General features: G+C 68.4%; 15 protein-coding genes. 6 read left to right on the forward strand and 9 right to left on the reverse strand.

Annotation, left to right across the window (positions count from 1 at the left end):
* Positions 1–19 precede the first annotated feature (19 nt).
* From IG75_RS0127275 to IG75_RS0127290, 4 genes are read right to left on the reverse strand one after another with little or no spacing between them, the layout of a single operon-like run.
* A complete protein-coding gene (locus IG75_RS0127275; RefSeq protein WP_030524199.1) occupies positions 20–1663 on the reverse strand; it encodes a dipeptide ABC transporter ATP-binding protein in 1644 nt (547 codons plus the stop codon).
* A 37-nt stretch (positions 1664–1700) separates the two neighbouring features.
* Entirely contained in the window at positions 1701–2663 is a 963-nt protein-coding gene (locus IG75_RS0127280) for an ABC transporter permease (protein ID WP_030524200.1), read from the reverse strand.
* Between the two features lie 14 nt (positions 2664–2677).
* Positions 2678–3604 (reverse strand): ABC transporter permease, encoded by a 927-nt coding sequence (locus IG75_RS0127285; protein WP_030524201.1) that lies wholly within the window; start codon positions 3602–3604, stop codon positions 2678–2680.
* A gap of 40 nt (positions 3605–3644) precedes the next feature.
* Positions 3645–5258 (reverse strand): peptide ABC transporter substrate-binding protein, encoded by a 1614-nt coding sequence (locus tag IG75_RS0127290; RefSeq protein WP_030524202.1) that lies wholly within the window; start codon positions 5256–5258, stop codon positions 3645–3647.
* Between the two features lie 273 nt (positions 5259–5531).
* On the opposite strand from IG75_RS0127290, the gene acs reads away from it, so the two are divergent.
* The 4 genes from acs to IG75_RS0127310 all read left to right on the forward strand — a co-directional run bounded on the left by acs (position 5532) and on the right by IG75_RS0127310 (position 10473).
* A complete protein-coding gene (acs, locus tag IG75_RS0127295; protein WP_030524203.1) occupies positions 5532–7487 on the forward strand; it encodes an acetate--CoA ligase in 1956 nt (651 codons plus the stop codon).
* A gap of 215 nt (positions 7488–7702) precedes the next feature.
* Positions 7703–8917 (forward strand): Na+/H+ antiporter NhaA, encoded by a 1215-nt coding sequence (gene nhaA, locus IG75_RS0127300; RefSeq protein ID WP_030524204.1) that lies wholly within the window; start codon positions 7703–7705, stop codon positions 8915–8917.
* A gap of 37 nt (positions 8918–8954) precedes the next feature.
* Entirely contained in the window at positions 8955–9455 is a 501-nt protein-coding gene (locus tag IG75_RS0127305; RefSeq protein WP_030524205.1) for a phage holin family protein, read from the forward strand.
* A gap of 49 nt (positions 9456–9504) precedes the next feature.
* Complete coding sequence (locus IG75_RS0127310; protein ID WP_051714957.1) at positions 9505–10473, forward strand: alpha/beta fold hydrolase; 969 nt, start codon at positions 9505–9507, stop codon at positions 10471–10473.
* Positions 10474–10724: 251 nt separating this feature from the next.
* Here the strand turns inward: IG75_RS0127310 and IG75_RS0127315 are convergent, their stop codons facing one another.
* The 4 genes from IG75_RS0127315 to nth all read right to left on the reverse strand — a co-directional run bounded on the left by IG75_RS0127315 (position 10725) and on the right by nth (position 14172).
* Entirely contained in the window at positions 10725–11918 is a 1194-nt protein-coding gene (locus IG75_RS0127315; RefSeq protein WP_030524207.1) for a MarP family serine protease, read from the reverse strand.
* Positions 11915–12619 (reverse strand): NUDIX hydrolase, encoded by a 705-nt coding sequence (locus IG75_RS0127320; protein WP_051714958.1) that lies wholly within the window; start codon positions 12617–12619, stop codon positions 11915–11917. The genes IG75_RS0127315 and IG75_RS0127320 overlap by 4 nt, the downstream gene beginning before the upstream one ends.
* A 132-nt stretch (positions 12620–12751) precedes the next feature.
* On the reverse strand, positions 12752–13405 hold the full coding sequence (locus tag IG75_RS0127325) for a TlpA family protein disulfide reductase (protein WP_030524209.1): 654 nt from the start codon (positions 13403–13405) through the stop codon (positions 12752–12754).
* Entirely contained in the window at positions 13402–14172 is a 771-nt protein-coding gene (gene nth, locus IG75_RS0127330) for an endonuclease III (RefSeq protein WP_030524210.1), read from the reverse strand. Before nth ends, IG75_RS0127325 begins: the two co-directional genes overlap by 4 nt.
* A gap of 169 nt (positions 14173–14341) precedes the next feature.
* Between nth and IG75_RS0127335 the strand changes: the two genes are divergently transcribed.
* Together IG75_RS0127335 and IG75_RS0127340 are read left to right on the forward strand one after the other, a co-directional pair.
* Complete coding sequence (locus IG75_RS0127335; protein WP_081877169.1) at positions 14342–14581, forward strand: hypothetical protein; 240 nt, start codon at positions 14342–14344, stop codon at positions 14579–14581.
* Positions 14582–14760: 179 nt separating this feature from the next.
* Positions 14761–15435 carry a Crp/Fnr family transcriptional regulator gene (locus IG75_RS0127340; protein WP_030524212.1) on the forward strand — a complete coding sequence of 225 codons (675 nt, stop codon included), beginning with the start codon at positions 14761–14763 and terminating at the stop codon, positions 15433–15435.
* Between the two features lie 181 nt (positions 15436–15616).
* Here IG75_RS0127340 and IG75_RS0127345 read toward each other — a convergent pair whose 3' ends face one another.
* On the reverse strand, positions 15617–16432 hold the full coding sequence (locus IG75_RS0127345; protein WP_396901239.1) for an MBL fold metallo-hydrolase: 816 nt from the start codon (positions 16430–16432) through the stop codon (positions 15617–15619).
* Between the last annotated feature and the right edge of the window lie 16 nt (positions 16433–16448).

Raw genomic sequence — 16448 nt, forward strand, 5'->3', positions numbered from 1 at the left:
GCGGCGGTAGCGGCCGGGTTCAGCCGGTGAGCAGTTCGCGGCCGGGGATGGCCGCGAGCAGGCGGCGGGTGTACTCCTCGCGCGGGGATTCGAAGATCTCCCCGACCGGGGCCGCTTCGACGATCCGGCCCCGGTGCATCACCAGGACCTCGTCGGCGAGCTGACGGACCACCGCCAGATCGTGGGTGATGAACAGATAGGTCAGGTCCAGTTCGTCCTGGAGCCGGGTGAGCAGATCGAGGATGTTCTGCTGGACCAGGACGTCGAGCGCCGAGACCGCTTCGTCGCAGACCAGCAGTTCGGGTTCCAGGGCCAGGGCGCGCGCGATGGCGACGCGCTGCCGCTGGCCGCCGGACAGCTCGTCGGGATAGCGGTCCAGCACGCTGCCGGGCAGCGCGACGTGTTCCAGCAGTTCGCGGACCCGGCTCTCCCGTTCGGTGCGAGTGCCGATCCCGTGGGTTCGCAGCGGCTCGTCGATACACCGATGGATCGAGTACAGGGGGTCCAGCGAGGCGTACGGGTTCTGGAAGATCGGTTGCACCCGGCGGCGAAACCGGGTCTGCTCGCGCCCTTTCAGGCGACCGATATCCCCGCCGTCGAAGACGACCGATCCGGAACTGGGTTCCAGCAGACCGAGCACCAGTTGCGCAACCGTGGACTTTCCGGACCCCGACTCCCCGACCAGTGCGGTGGTGCGCCCACGGTGCAGCGTGAACGAGACGTCTTCGACGGCAACGGATTCTCCCGGTCGCCACGGCACCGAACCGCGGGTCCGATATCTCTTGGTGAGCCGGTCGGCCACCAGGACGGCATCCCGGGTGGCGAGTTCGCGGACTCGCTCCGGCCGCCGGGCGGCCGCCAGGGACGGTGCCGATTCGACCAGTTTGCGGGTGTACTCGTGCCGCGGATCGCGCAACAGTTCCAGCGCGGGCCCCGATTCCACCACCCGGCCGCGATACATCACCACCAGGTGTTCGGCGCGTTCGGCGGCCAGGCCGAGGTCATGGGTGATGAGCAACATCGCCGTCCCGAACTCACCGGTGAGGCTGTCGATATGGTCGAGGATCCGGCGCTGCACGGTGACATCGAGAGCGGAGGTCGGTTCGTCGGCGATCAGCAGCCCGGGGCGTCCCGACAACGCCATCGCGATCAACGCGCGCTGCCGCAGGCCGCCGGACAATTCGTGCGGGTACTGGTCGACCCGCTGCTCGGGATCCGGTATCCCCGCGGAGCGCAGCAGTTCCACCGCCCGATCCCGGGCGGCGCGGCCGCGGGCGATACCGTTGGCCGCGAGAGTCTCCCGGATCTGGAATCCGATCTTGTGCACCGGATCGAGGTTCGACATCGGGTCCTGCGGAACGAAACCGATTCTCGTACCCCGCAGCTCCACCAGACGCGATTCGGCCGCGCCGGTCAGTTCCGTGCCGTCGAATTCGATACTGCCCGAGACGATCCGGCCGGCGCGCGGGAGCAGGCCGATGATCGCGTGGGCGGTGGTCGATTTCCCGGAACCGCTCTCGCCGACGATGGCCACCGTCTCCCCGGGATACACCGTCAGGTCGACGCCGCGTACCGCGTCCACCCGGTTGTCCCCGTCTCCGAACGCGATCCGCAGATCCCGGATCCGCAGCAGCGGACGCTCTGCCCGGGCGTCGTCGGTCATATCTGCTCCCCGCCTCGAATCCGCTCGCCCACAGTGATCACCTCGACGCCCGGCCTTTCGGATCCAGGGCGTCGCCGAGTGCGTCACCGAGCATGATGAAACCGAGAACCGTCAGCGCCAGCGCGGTGGCCGGATAGAACAGGATCAGCGAACCGCCGCGCAACTGCTGCTGACCGGTGGCGATATCGGCGCCCCACGACACCTCGGTGGGCGGCAGGCCGACACCCAGGAACGACAGTGTGGCCTCGGTGACGATGAAGACCCCGAGCCAGATCGCGGTCACCACGATCACCGGACCCAGCGAGTTCGGCAGCACGTGCCGGATCAGGATGCCGAAACGGGAGACGCCGAGCGCCCGGGCTGCCAGGACGTATTCGCTGTTCTTCGCGGCGATCACCGCGCCGCGGGCGATCCGGGCCGCCTGCGGCCAGGTGAAACCGGCGAGGGTGACGATCACCAGCCCGACCGTGCGCGTGGTCGACAGCTGCATCAGCACGATGGCGGCGAGCATCAGCGGGACGGCGTACACGATCTCGGAAATCCTGGAGATCACCGAATCGAGCAGGCCGCCGTAGTAACCGGCCAGCGCGCCGAGCGTCGCGCCGATCAGGACGAACAGCAGGGCCGCGCCGACCCCGACGAGGACCGAGGCCCGAGCCCCGTAGACGGTACGGGCATAGATATCGCAGCCCTGCAGGTCGAATCCGAACCAGTGCGCCGAACTGGGCGGCAACAGACTGTTGTCGACCACGCAGTAGCGCGGGTCCTGATCGGTGAACAGCCCCGGAAAGGCCGCGACCACCAGGACAAGGGCAATGAGCGCCACCGAGATCAGGAACAGTGGATTGCGGCGCAGACCGCGCCAGGCCTGCCCCCAGAACCCCCGCGGTGCGCCCGCCACCCGCACCCGATCGGTGGTTTCCACGGTCACTGCGTCCGCCGCGGCGACCCAGCGTTGCCGGTCGGGTCTGGTCGGCCGGGCCGGCTTGTCATCGGACATGACCGCGCTCCTGTTCAGGCATAGCGAATCCGCGGATCGAGCACGGCGTACAGCAGGTCCACCAGCAGGTTGGCGAGCAGGAACACCACGATCAGGACCGTGACGAACGAGACGACAGTCGGAGCTTCCCCCCGGACGACCGCCTGATAGAGGGTGCCGCCGACGCCCGGGATGTTGAAGATGCCCTCGGTCACGATCGCACCACCCATCAGCGCGCCCAGATCGGCGCCCAGGAAGGTGACCACCGGGATGAGCGAATTGCGCAGGATGTGCACCCGGACCACCCGGCGTCGCGGCAGGCCCTTGGCGGTGGCGGTACGGACATAGTCGGCGTCCCGGTTCTCGGCCACGGCATTGCGGGTCAGCCGCAGTACATAGGCGAAGGACAACGAGCCGAGCACCAGCGCCGGCACGATCAAGCGACCCCAGCTCGCATCGGCACCGACGGTGACCGGCGCGATCCCCCATTCGACGCCCAGCAGGTACTGCGCGAGGAAACCGAGGACGAATACCGGCACCGCGATCACCACCAGGCTCAGCACCAGCATGGTGGAGTCGAACAGCTTGCCCTTGCGCAGCCCGGCCAGCGTCCCGAACAGCACGCCGAACACCGCCTCGAACAGCAGCGCCAGCAGCGTGAGCCGGATGGTGATCGGAAAGGCACGGGCCAGTTCGTCTTTCACCGAACGGCCGGAGAACGTGGTGCCGAGATCGAAGGTGAAGATGCCCTTCAGGTAGTAGAAGTACTGCACCAGGAAGGAGCGGTCGAGGTGGTAGCGCGCCTTCAGCTGCGCCTCCAGCGCGGGTGTGAGGGTGCGGTCACCGGCCAGCGCGGCGACCGAGCCGCCGGAGACCTTGTAGATCAGGAAGTAGATGAGCAGGGTCGCGCCGAAGAACACCGGGATCATCTGCAGCAGCCGCCGCACTACATACCACGCCATGGGCACTCCTGCGGTCGGGGCGAGGATTCGCCGGCGGCGGTCATATCAGCTCGATGTTCTCGAAATCGGCCAGTCCGTTCCAGCCGAAGACGACACCGCGCACCCGCTCGGAATACCCGGCCGAGTTGACGTAGTCGAAGATCGGGATGGTCGGCATATCGCGCAACAGCAGCGTCTGCGCCCGGCCCACCAGCGCCCACGATTCGGCCTCGGTGGACGCCGCCTCGGCGGCCGCGACGAGCGCGTCGAATTCCTGGTTGTGGTAGTCGAAATCGTTGGTCTCGGAGTTGCTCAGGAAACCCGGCTCCAGGAACTGCAGCATGGTCGGATAGTCGCCCTGCCAGCCCGACCGGAACGCTTTGCCGACGGTCCGGGACGTGATCTGATCGCGCAGTTGCTTGAACGTCGGCAGGGCCGCGCCCACGGCCTCGATACCGAGGGTGTTCTTGATGCTGTTGGCGACCGCGTCCACCCACGCCTGATGGTCGCCGTCGGCGTTGTAGGCGATCTCGAAACGCCCGGACCACGGTGCGATCTCATCGGCCTTCGCCCACAGCCGGCGGGCCTCGTCGGGGTTGTAGTCCAGCAGCTCCGCACCCGGCAGATCACCGTCGTAGCCCGGAAGTACCCGGGAGGTGTAGTCGCGGGCGGGGGCGCGGGTGCCCCGGAAGATCTTGTCCCCGATGGCCTGCCGCTGGATCGCCATGGAGATCGCGTGCCGGCGCAGCCGACCTTCCTCTCCGCCGAAATGCGGCAGGCCCGGCTGGGTCCCGATCCACTGGTTCTGCGCGGTCGGGGCCGAGACCGCCCGCTCCCCCAGATCGTCGTCCACGACGGTCAGCGCGCTGGCGGGAACCGTATCCAGCACATCGAGGTTGCCGGCCAGCAGATCGGCGTAGGCGGCATCGAAGTCCGAATAGAACACGAAGGTCAGGCCTTTGTTACGGGCCGGGCGCCCGCCCCGGTAGCTCTCGTTGGGCACCAGGTCCAGTTTCACATCGTGCTGCCAGGCATCGGCGGCCGCGAAACGGTACGGCCCGTTACCTATCGGTCGCTGCCCGAACGCCTCCATATCCCGGTACGCCGCCGCGGGCAGCGGATAGAACGGGGCATAGGCCAGCCGGGTCCGGAAGTCGATGGTGGGTTCTTTCAGCGCGACGGTGAAGGTGAGATCGTCGAGAACCCGCAGCCCCGACATGGTCGGCGCCCGGGGCGGGTCGGCCTGTACATCCTCGAACCCGGCGATCGGCGCATAGGTGTAGCTCTGCAGCTGCGCGTTGGTGACCAGGGCGCCGTAGTTCCAGGCGTCGACGAACGAGTGCGCGGTCACCGGGGAACCGTCGGAGAAGGTCCAGCCTGGTTTCAGCCGGATCCGGTAGAACTGCTGATCGGTGGTCTCGATCGATTCGGCGACCTCGTCGTGCAGACTGCCGTCCGCCGCGATGCGGCGCAGTCCGGCGAACAACCGGTCCACGATGCGCCCGCCGCCGTTCTCGTTGGTATTCGACGGGACCAGCGGGTTCTGTGGTTCGGACCCGTTGACCGCGATCGATTCACCGAGGGCCGGTGTCACCGTGCAGGCCGGCAGTACCGTCGCGCCGACCAGAACGAGTACCAGGGCAGCCGCCCGCAGCACCCACGACGATCCCCTCACACACCCTCCCGGCTCGTCACGACCACGGCCTCGGCACCCCGCAGAGTTGTCAGCAGACTATAGGGCCCGTTGCGCGTTCCTGCCGGGTTCGTGAACTCTCGTATCGACGGCGCGACCGCCGCCGCGCCGCGGGCGGCCGTTCGTCGGACGCCGACTGCCGCTCACCGGGCACCGGCGACCATTCGTCCCGGGATCACCTCGGCGGGCCGGAGCGAGAGTCTAGGGTCACATATGGCCCCTTATGGTGCAGGTAACGCGAAGGAAGTGACTCAGATGACCGAAACCGCCGATCACCCGGACGCCTACCCGCCGAGTGCGGAGTTCGCTGCCGCGGCGAATGTCGATGCCGGTATCTACGAGCGTGCCGCGCAGGACCGCGAAGCGTTCTGGGCCGAGCAGGCCGACCACCTGCACTGGCACGAGCGGTGGAGCCAGGTACTCGACTGGACCGACGCACCGGTGGCGAAATGGTTCGTCGGCGGCCGGCTCAATGTCGCCTACAACTGTGTGGACCGGCATGTGCTGGCGGGGCGCGGCGACAAGGTCGCGCTGCACTGGGAGGGCGAGCCGGGCGATTCCCGCACCATCACCTATTCCGATCTGCTCGCCGAGGTGAGCCGGGCCGCCAACTACCTGACCGAACTCGGGCTGACCGCGGGCGACCGGGTCGCGATCTATATGCCGATGATTCCCGAGACCATCGTGGCGATGCTGGCCTGTGCCCGTCTCGGGCTGCCGCATTCGCTGGTCTTCGCCGGTTTCTCGCCGACCGCGCTGCGCCAGCGGATCGACGACGCCGAAGCGCGGCTGGTCATCACCGTCGACGGTCAGTGGCGACGCGGTAATCCCGCACCGCTGAAAGAAGCCGTCGACGAAGCGCTGCTCGCCAAGGGCGATGTGCCCTCCAGCGTCGAGCACGTCCTGGTGGTCCGCCGGGTCGGCACCGAGGTCGAGTGGACCGAGGGCCGCGACCTCTGGTGGCACGAGACGGTCGCGCAGGCCGATCCGGTGCACGAGGCGCAGGCCTTCGACGCCGAACATCCCCTGTTCATCCTGTACACGTCGGGGACCACGGGTAAGCCCAAGGGCATCCTGCACACCAGCGGCGGCTACCTCACCCAGACCGGCTACACCCACCGGGTGGTCTTCGACCACAAACCCGAAACCGATGTGTACTGGTGCACCGCCGATGTGGGCTGGGTGACCGGGCACAGCTATATCGTCTACGGCCCGCTGGCCAACGGCGCCACCCAGGTGCTCTACGAGGGGACGCCGAATTTCCCCGACGAGCACCGGCACTGGCAGATCATCGAGAAGTACGGCGTCACCATCTACTACACGGCGCCGACACTGGTGCGCACCTTCATGAAATGGGGCCGCCAGATCCCCGATGCGCACGATCTGTCCAGCATCCGCGTGCTCGGGTCGGTCGGCGAACCGATCAACCCGGAGGCCTGGCGCTGGTACCGGGACGTGATCGGCTCCGGCACCGCCCCGATCGTGGACACCTGGTGGCAGACCGAGACCGGCGCCATCATGATCTCCCCGCTGCCCGGTATCACCGCGACCAAACCGGGCGCCGCCATGACCCCCGTGCCCGGTGTCTCGGCCGCGGTGGTCGACGAAGAGGGCAAGACCGTGCGGCGCGGCGAGACCGAGGCCAACGGCTATCTGGTCCTGGACCAGCCGTGGCCGTCGATGCTGCGTGGTATCTGGGGCGATATGGAGCGGTACCGGGCCACCTACTGGGATCGTTTCGCCGACCAGGGCTGGTACTTCGCCGGCGACGGCGCCAAACTCGATGTCAACGGCGACCTCTGGGTATTGGGCCGGGTCGACGATGTGATGAATGTTTCCGGTCACCGCATCTCCACCGCCGAAGTGGAATCGGCGCTGGTCGGGCATTCCGGTGTGGCGGAGGCGGCGGTGGTCGGCGCCACCGACGAGACGACCGGTCAGGGCATCGTGGCCTTCGTCATCCTCACCGCCGAGGCCACCGACACCGGGGCCGCGATGGTCGACGAACTCAAGGCCGAGGTGGCCCGCGAGATCAGTCCGATCGCCCGCCCGCGCGAGATCCATGTGGTGCCCGAACTGCCGAAGACCCGCAGCGGCAAGATCATGCGCCGGTTGCTGCGCGATGTGGCCGAGGGCCGGGAGCTCGGTGATACCTCGACCCTGGTCGATCCGCAGGTCTTCGAATCCATCCGGGCCGGCCGGGCCGACTGACCGAAACCGGTCCGGGCGCCCGCCCACGCGAACCCACGGCCTTCTCCGGCCGGTCGGCTTGCGTGGGCGGGACCCGTTTCGCGGCGTCGGGGGCGGCGCCAATACAATTGCTCCAGGTGTGCCGGGAAGTCTGGTCGGCGAGATGCGCGCGTGTCTACGGAAGGAAACTTCCACGGCGGGCGCGGTAGACGTCCGTGCGACCGAAAGGTTTCCCCGTGGTCACCAACCCCCGGCCGGAACTCGCCCGATACCTGCGGACCGAAACCGTCGGTGGCGCACTGCTGCTCATCGCGGCCGCGGTGGCGTTGCTCTGGGTGAACTCGCCGTGGGGGCAGAGCTACCTCACACTCACCGAAACCCACCTGGCGATCCCGCCGCTGCACCTGGACCTCACCCTGGCCGACTGGGTGAAGGACGGTCTGCTCGCGGTCTTCTTCTTCGTCGCCGGTCTCGAACTCAAACGCGAACTCGTCGTGGGCGAACTCGCCGACCCCAAACGCGCCGCGCTCCCGATCATCGCGGCCGCCGGCGGGGTGGTGACGCCGGCGATCATCGCCTACACGGTGGGTTTCGGGGTCGACGGAATGGACCGCGGCTGGGCGATTCCGGTCGCCACGGATATCGCCTTCGCCCTCGCGGTGCTGGCCATGACCGGTTCCCGGATCCCGGCCAGCGCACGGGTCTTCCTGTTGAGCCTGGCCGTGGTCGACGATCTGATGGCGATCGCGCTCATCGCGGTACTGTTCACCACCGGCTTGGCTTTCGCCTGGCTGGCGGCCGCACTGGCCTGTTGCGCGGGCTGGTGGTTCGCACAGCACAAGCGGTGGACCTCCCCGCTGATCTACATTCCCTTGGCCCTGGTCTGCTGGTACGCGCTGCACGAAGCGCATATCCATCCGACGCTGGCGGGCGTGGCCTGCGGTCTGCTCACCCGGGTCCGCCCGGACGAGGGCGAAGCCGAAGCGCCGGCCGCCCGCTGGGAGCACCGGTTCCAACCCATTTCGGCCGGGCTGTGCGTACCACTGTTCGCGCTGTTCGCGGCCGGGGTACCGATCAACGCGGAAGTTTTCGGCGATCTGTTCACCGACCGGCTGTCGCTGGCGATCATTCTCGGTCTGCTCATCGGCAAGACCACCGGCATCTTCGGGATCAGCTGGTTGGCCGTCCGCACCGGAATCGCCGAACGGCCTGCGCATCTGGGTTATCGGGACATGTTCGCCCTGTCGGTGCTGGGCGCGATCGGGTTCACCGTTAGCCTGCTGGTGGCGGAACTGGCATTGGAGGACTATCCCGATTCCGCCGAACTCGCCAAGGCCGCGGTCCTGGTGACGTCCATGGCCGCATCGCTGGTCGGTTCGGCGCTACTGTTGCGGCGTGGGCGTGTCCACCGAGCACGGCGCGACGCGGATGCGCTAGAACCAGAACAGTAAGACCGAGCAGGATCGGGACAGGGAGAGGGTCGACCACGTGAGTGTCACACAGGGCGGTAACGGAGACGGTGTACGAGGCGGCACGGTCACCTCGATTCCGCTGTCCGAGATCGACCCGCACGCATCGGCCAGTTTCGGCAGTCTGGTCCGCGACGCCTCCGAGCAGGTCTCGACCCTGGTCCGCGCCGAGGTCGCCCTCGCCAAGGCCGAGGTCACCGGTGAGATCAAGAAGGGCCTGCAGGGCAGCGTCTTCTTCATCGGCGCACTGACCGTACTGCTGTTCAGCAGTTTCTTCTTCTTCTTCGCCGTAGCCGAGACCCTGGACATCTGGCTCACCCGGTGGGCCGCATTCTGGATCGTCTTCGCGCTCATGATCCTGGTGACCGCGCTGCTGGCGTTCCTCGGCTACCGCAAGGTGAAGAAACTGCGCGCGCCGGAGAAGACCATCGATTCGCTCAAGCAGACCCGTACGGTCCTGCCCTCCGGGTTCGGCAGCCACGACGAGCCCAGCGCGCTGGAGAAGACCACGCAGCGGTAGGCGGGACCGGCACACCGCGACGCCCCGGCATTCACTACGCTCGGACGACGTGGCGTCGAACTTTCCACCGGACCCGTCCAGCGTGCGCTTCGGCGGCCCCTGGACGCACCGCGATGTGCACGCCAACGGGATACGCCTGCACATCGCGAGTGCCGGACCGGAGCATCCGGACGCGCCGCTGGTCGTCCTGCTGCACGGGTTCGCGGACTTCTGGTGGTCGTGGCGCCATCAACTCACCGCACTCGCCGACCTCGGCAACCATGTGGTCGCGGTCGATCTGCGCGGCTACGGCGACAGCGACAAACCGCCGCGCGGCTACGACGGCTGGACACTGGCCGGTGACATCGCCGGGCTGATCCGCGCGCTCGGGCACACCGGCGCGACTCTGGTCGGGCATGCCGACGGTGGTCTGGTCTGCTGGGCGACCGCGGTCCTGCACCCACGGCTGGTCCGGTCGATCGCGGTGGTGTCCTCGCCGCATCCGGCGGCCCTGAAGAGTTCGGTACTGCGGGACAACGCCCAGCGTCGAGCGTGGTTACCGGAGTTCCTGCGCGACCAGCTTCCCCGCTACCCCGAGCACCGGCTCACCCGCGACGACGGTGCCGGAGCCGTGCGGATCCTGGCCGGCCGCGGCGCGCGGTCCTGGGCGCGTACCGCGGAATTCGCCGACAGCGCGAACCGGATGCGTTCGGCCATCCAGATTCCCGGGACCGCCCACTGCGGGCTGGAATACCGGCGCTGGGCCTTCCGCAGCCAGTGGCGGGCCGACGGGCGCCGGTTCATGGCCGTGATGCGTCGGCCGATCGATATCCCGGTGGTCTCCATGCGCGGCGAATTCGACCGCTACATCCTGCCCGCCACGGTGCACCGCGGCCCGCAGCTGTCACCGCACCGCCGGGTGGTCACCATCCGGGATGCCGCGCATTTCGCGCATCTGGAGAACCCGGACGCGGTCACCGCGGAGATCGAGAAACTGCTCGCCGGGACGGACCGGCGAAGACCGGGTCGTTACGCCTGACGAGCACTGTGGGGGCAGCGTTCGCAGCTCGCGTACGCCCGGGGGCACCGGCCACATTCGGCATCGACCCGGTGTGTCCATGGGCGAGATCCGACAGCAGCGGTCCCGGCGCAGCCGCTGTGCGGGTTCGGGTACCGCGCCGACGGGCTGCCCGATTACCGGCGCATCGTCGCGGGGTCGCCGAGGCCCCGGCGTCGAGCCCGCCGGCAACACCACCCGAGGTACCGCCCGACCCGGCCGGCTGCCCGCCGTCAGCTCAGTACGCAGGGCCCGGTGTCCACCGGCGAACTGGCCGAGGGTGCGATATCGATCCGCTCCCGGACCTCGTCGAGGGTGAGCACATAACCGGTGTCGTCGTCGGTGACGGCGGCGCCGAACACCACGCCCAGCACCTTGCCCTCGGTATCGACCAGTGGGCCACCAGAATTACCGGCCCGCACCGAGCCGCGCACGGTGTACACCTCACGCTCCACCGTGCCGTCCCGGTAGATGGTCGGACCGGTCAGGTCCAGCGTCTCGCGCACCCGGGCCGCGCTCGCCGTGTACCGGCCACCGCCGGGATAGCCGAGCACGATCGCGCTCTCACCCGATCCGGCCGGCTCCGGCGCCTGCGGAATGACCGGCGCGACCAACCCGGGCACCGACAGCACCGCGATATCCATGGACGGGTCGAATTCGACCACCGTGGCATCCAGCGGTCCGGCCGCGGAATCCACCGTCACGCTGGTGGTTCCGGCCACCACGTGCGCATTGGTCATCACCCGCTCCGGCGCCACCACGAACCCGGAACCTTCCAGCGCCCGCTGGCAGCTCGGTGCCACACCGCGGATACGCAGCACGCTCTGCTGCAGGGAACCGGCGACCGGGCTGGCCAGCACGCTCGGATCCGGCGGTTCCACCGCGGCGATGGGCGCGCGCCCGAACGGGCCGATCACATCCGGCAGACCCGAGGTGTTGAGCAGTTTGGAGAACTCGTTGGGCAAGTGGCGCAACCAGTCCGGGGCGACCCGGTTGACGTCGGCGAGTACGCGGGAACTGTTGATGGCCGAGGCGATGGCGGGCTGCGACGAGGTCGCCAGCGGGAGGGCCAGCAGCCAGGCCGTCACCAGTACGGCGCCGGTCTGCAGCACCGCGCCTACCGCGCTGTCGGCACCGCGCGCGAACGGATGGGTCATCCCGCTGCGCGCCGCCCGGCCCAGCACCATGCCGGCGACCTCACCGACGATCACCAGCAGCACGATGAGCAGAACCCCGGCCAGTACCCGGCTGCGGCCCTCGTCGATGTGCACGAGAATGTGTGGGGCGATCAGGATGCCGGCGACCGCGCCGAGCACCACCCCGAGAAAAGCCAGTGCGGACGCCACCGCCCCCTGCCGCCACCCGGAGGAGGCGGCCAGAAGAGCCAATATGACAACCGCTATATCGAGCCACGCCGAGGAGCTCACAACACCATCCCCACCGCGGCCAACGCCTCTTCCAGATCACGCACGTCGGTTCGGTCCCATTCCGATTCCCAGCCCAGTGAAGTCATGAGTCCGGCCAGTATGCCGCCGGTGAGCCCCCAGACCAACATTCCGTCCACCTGGAAGGCCGGACTCCGGTACCCGAGCGCGCTGCGCACCAGGAAGCGGTTGGCCGGGTCGAGGAGATCCGCCATCGGAACCCGTACCACGCGATCGGTTTCCGCCCGGTCCACCACGCGCACCTCGCTCGGGGTGCGCCAGTAGGAGACGACCGGGGTCACATCGAAGCGCGACGGCGGGACGAACAGTTTCGGCAGCGTGGTGACCGGCTGCACGCCGGTCCGGTCCAGGCCGGTTTCCTCCCAGGCCTCCCGTAACGCGGTGTCGACCGGACCTTTGTCACCGGGGTCCACGGCGCCGCCGGGAAACGCCACCTGCCCACGGTGCTGCCGCATAGTGGACGCGCGCTGGGTGAGCAGGATCTCGGCGTCGGCGGGCAGGCCGCCGGGCGCGGCCGGGTCGCCGGCCGGATCACCCGCGAAGAGCACCAGCACCGCGGCCTCGCGGACCTTGCCCGCCACCGCGCGCCGCAGGCTCCGCGTCCGGCCCAGGGTGTCGGAAAAATCGGGCCGGCCCGGCCCCGCCGCCCCACTCAGCCAGGGCGGCACTCGATCTTCGCTCACGGGGCCTCCCTCGGAGGGACTACTTGCGGTCCGCGGAGGCCGGAGCGAAGGCGAAGGTATCGCCTCACCGGGCCTCCCGCGGCAGGGTTACATCCGGTCGGCGGAGGCCGAAGCGAAGGCGGAGGTATCGCCTCACGCGGTGACTCCCAGTGCGCCGGCCACACTGGCGGCGATATCGTCCGCGTCGCGGAACGGGCGGGCGACATAGTCCGCGATCGAACCGTCCGGGCGGACCAGAACGGTGATCGGCAGGGCCGTCGGGGCCTGCGCGGCGGCGCGGACCTGGGCTTCGGGGTCTTGGAGGCCCGGCAGGTGCAGTTCGGCGCGTCCCTGCGCCCGCAGATCGTCGTTGAGGGCGGCGAGCAACGCGAGCGCCTTCGCCTCGTCCGGGTCACTGTGCACCGTGACCACCTGCACCGCGGAGCCGGCCCGATCGGCGTACTCCTGGAAGAGCGGCAGTTCGGTACGGCACGGCTGGCACCAGTACGCCCACAGGTTGAGCACGACGGGCCGGCCGGTGAGGCGGCCGGGGTACGCCGGCGAGGCATCGGCGAGACAGCTGAGCACCACATCCGTCAGCGGACCCGGCCGCTGTGCCGGTGCCGAGGCGGTGGGGCATTGCGCGGCCCCGGACGCCGCCCGCAGCGCGGGATCGATCGTCCGGGTGGGCTGTGCGACGTGCCCGGCGTTTTCCGAACCACCGCGCGGCCAGAAAGCGATCGCGGCCGCAAATGCCACGATTACCGCCGTCAATGCCCATTTCCAGAAAACCGGTACGCGACTCACCGGCCCACCAGTTCGAGCAGATGCGGCGCCTCGGGTCCCTTCACGAGTTTGGCCGCCGCTTCCGGATCGGTGGGCCCGGCCCCGAAGGAGGGGCAGTCCTTGGCCAGCAGGCAGACCCCGCACGCCGGCTTCCGGGCGTGACAGACACGGCGGCCGTGGAAGATCACCCGGTGCGACAGCATCGTCCACTCCTTGCGCTCGATCAGCGCACCGATCGCGTGTTCGACTTTTACCGGATCCTCCTCGGCGGTCCACCCCCAGCGACGAACCAACCGGCCGAAATGGGTATCGACGGTGATACCCGGAATTCCGAATGCGTTACCGAGAATCACATTGGCGGTTTTTCGGCCGATGCCCGGTAAACGGACCAGCTCCGCCATCGTGTGAGGTAATTCACCGTCATAGTGTTCGAGGAGTGCCTGTCCGAGGCCGATGAGTGAATTCGCCTTGTTGCGATAGAAACCGGTGGGACGGATGAGTTCTTCCAGCTCCGCACGGTTGGCCTCGGCATACGCCCGCGCGTCGGGATAGGCGGCGAACAGAGCGGGAGTGGTCATATTCACTCGCACATCCGTGCATTGCGCCGACAGGATCGTGGCCACCGCGAGTTCCAGCGGAGTACCGAAATCCAACTCGCAATGGGCGTCGGGAAATGCGCGCGCCAGAAGCCGGTTCATCCGGCGCGCGCGACGCACCAGACCCAAACGTGTTTCCGCCGGTCGAGTACTGGATTTACGGGTGCGCGCCGCGCCGGCGGCCGGGCGCACGACAGCCGCCTCGGCAGTGCCGGAAATGTCGCTTCCGACGGTTTCTGAGGGGGAGGTACGCACCCGTCCACCATACGGAACCGTCCGACAACGTTGTCTTCTCAGTTCTACTCCCGTATTCCATCTGAGACCTCGACCGTGTTAACTACCCGGCATGCAAGGACTCGCTGTGGTGCTCTTCCCAGTGGTGTTGATGCTGTTCGCACTCGGCATGGAACGGGTGGAGAACCGTCTGCGCAAACTTCTCGAGCCCGACGAGGAAGTCCAGGCCTACCTGGACAAGGCCAGCAACGCCGAGGTCAACGAGCTGACGAAGCTCGGACTACCGGCGGCGGTCGCGCGTATGCGCCGCCGCCGTAATCGCAGCGAGGAGGCGCGCGAGACCGTCGACATCGCCCGTGCGAGCTGATCGACCCTGCCCGTGCGGTCCGATCGCGCGGGCGGCCGGACCGCCCCGACTCGCCCACGGTTAACCTTCCTTACGTGGTGTCTGTCACTGCGCGTCGATAAGGCCGCGTAGACTGCACTGTCGGCCGAACCGCATCGGTCCGCCCGACGACTACAGCCATTTCCCTAAGGAGCACATTCGTGGACGAGGCCCTCGCCAGAGCAGGCATCTTCCAAGGCGTTGAGCCCACCGCGGTGGCTGCGCTCGCCAAACAGCTGCAGCCCGTGGATTTCCCTCGCGGCCACGTCATCTTCAACGAGGGCGAACCGGGTGATCGGCTGTACATCATCACGTCCGGCAAGGTGAAGCTGGGCCGCCGGTCCCCGGACGGCCGGGAGAACCTGCTGACCATCATGGGTCCGTCGGATATGTTCGGCGAGCTGTCGATCTTCGATCCGGGGCCACGTACCTCGACGGCCACCACGGTGACCGAGGTGCGCGCGGTGACCATGGATCGGGACGCGCTCAAGTCGTGGATCGATCAGCGACCCGAGATCGCCGAACAGCTGCTGCGGGTACTCGCCCGCCGGCTGCGCCGGACCAACAACAACCTGGCGGACCTGATCTTCACCGACGTCCCCGGCCGGGTCGCCAAGGCGCTGCTGCAGCTCGCACAGCGGTTCGGCACCCAGGAGGCCGGCGCGCTGCGGGTGACCCACGACCTGACCCAGGAGGAGATCGCCCAGCTCGTCGGCGCCTCCCGCGAGACGGTCAACAAGGCGCTCGCCGATTTCGCGCATCGCGGCTGGCTGCGCCTCGAGGGCAAGAGTGTGCTGATCTCCGATTCCGAGCGGCTGGCCCGCCGGGCCCGCTGACACCGCGGCACCAACTTCCCGGCACGCCCGGGTATCCGCCCGATTGCGGAGGGCGGACCGGCTCCGCCGTCACCGGTTGATACCGGCGCGCTCGGTACTTCCGGCGCTACTGCGTAGAGCGGGCGGCGCTCCGAGGGTTATCGTCCCCTCGGAGCGCCGCCCGCTGCCGAATACGCTCGACTCAGTTCTGCGTGTCCCGCTCCGACCGCAGATACGTGAGCTGTGATTCCACCGAGCTGCGGGCGGCCGGCCACAGGCTCTCGTCGACGTCGGAGTACACCCTGCGCACCACATCCATGGCGTCCGCGTCCGCACCGAGCGCTTGCAGCGCCGTACGGACCTGTGCGAGCCGCTCGTGCCGATGCGTGATGTAGTACCGCGCCACCGGTTCCACATCCGGATGATCCGGACCGTGGGCGGGCAGCAGGGCCCGCCCGGCACCGGCTTCGAGTAACCGGTCCATCGACCCCAGATAGTCCCGTAGCGTGCCGTCACGATCGAGCACCGTGGTGCCGCGGCCGAGAATGGTGTCCCCGCTCAGGAGCGCGTCCGCCAGCAGGAAACTCACCGAATCGGCCGTATGCCCGGGAGTGTGCAGCACCGTGATCCGCAGACCCGCGGCCTCGACCACTTCACCGTCGGTCAGCACCGCCACTTCGCCGCGCAGGAACTCCGGGTCCATGGCCCGTACCGGTGTCCCGGTCAGCCGCACCAACTCGTCGATACCGCCCGTATGGTCGGGATGCCGATGGGTGATCAGGGTGAGCGCCACCGCGCCGCCGGTCGCCTCGGCGATCGCCGCGATGTGCTCCGGGTCGTCCGGGCCCGGGTCCACCACCACACAGTCCGCGCGATCGGGTGATCGCAGGATCCAGGTGTTCGTACCGTCCAGAGTCATCGGTCCCGGATTGTTCGCGAGCAGTACCGACGCCGACGGCGTCACCACGCGCAGTTGCCCGTAGGCCGGATGGGTGAGTGTCACCACAACACCTCCAATTCGAAAGTCGCCCGTT

The sequence above is a fragment of the Nocardia rhamnosiphila NBRC 108938 genome (assembly GCF_000720425.1).
Taxonomy (GTDB): domain Bacteria; phylum Actinomycetota; class Actinomycetes; order Mycobacteriales; family Mycobacteriaceae; genus Nocardia; species Nocardia rhamnosiphila.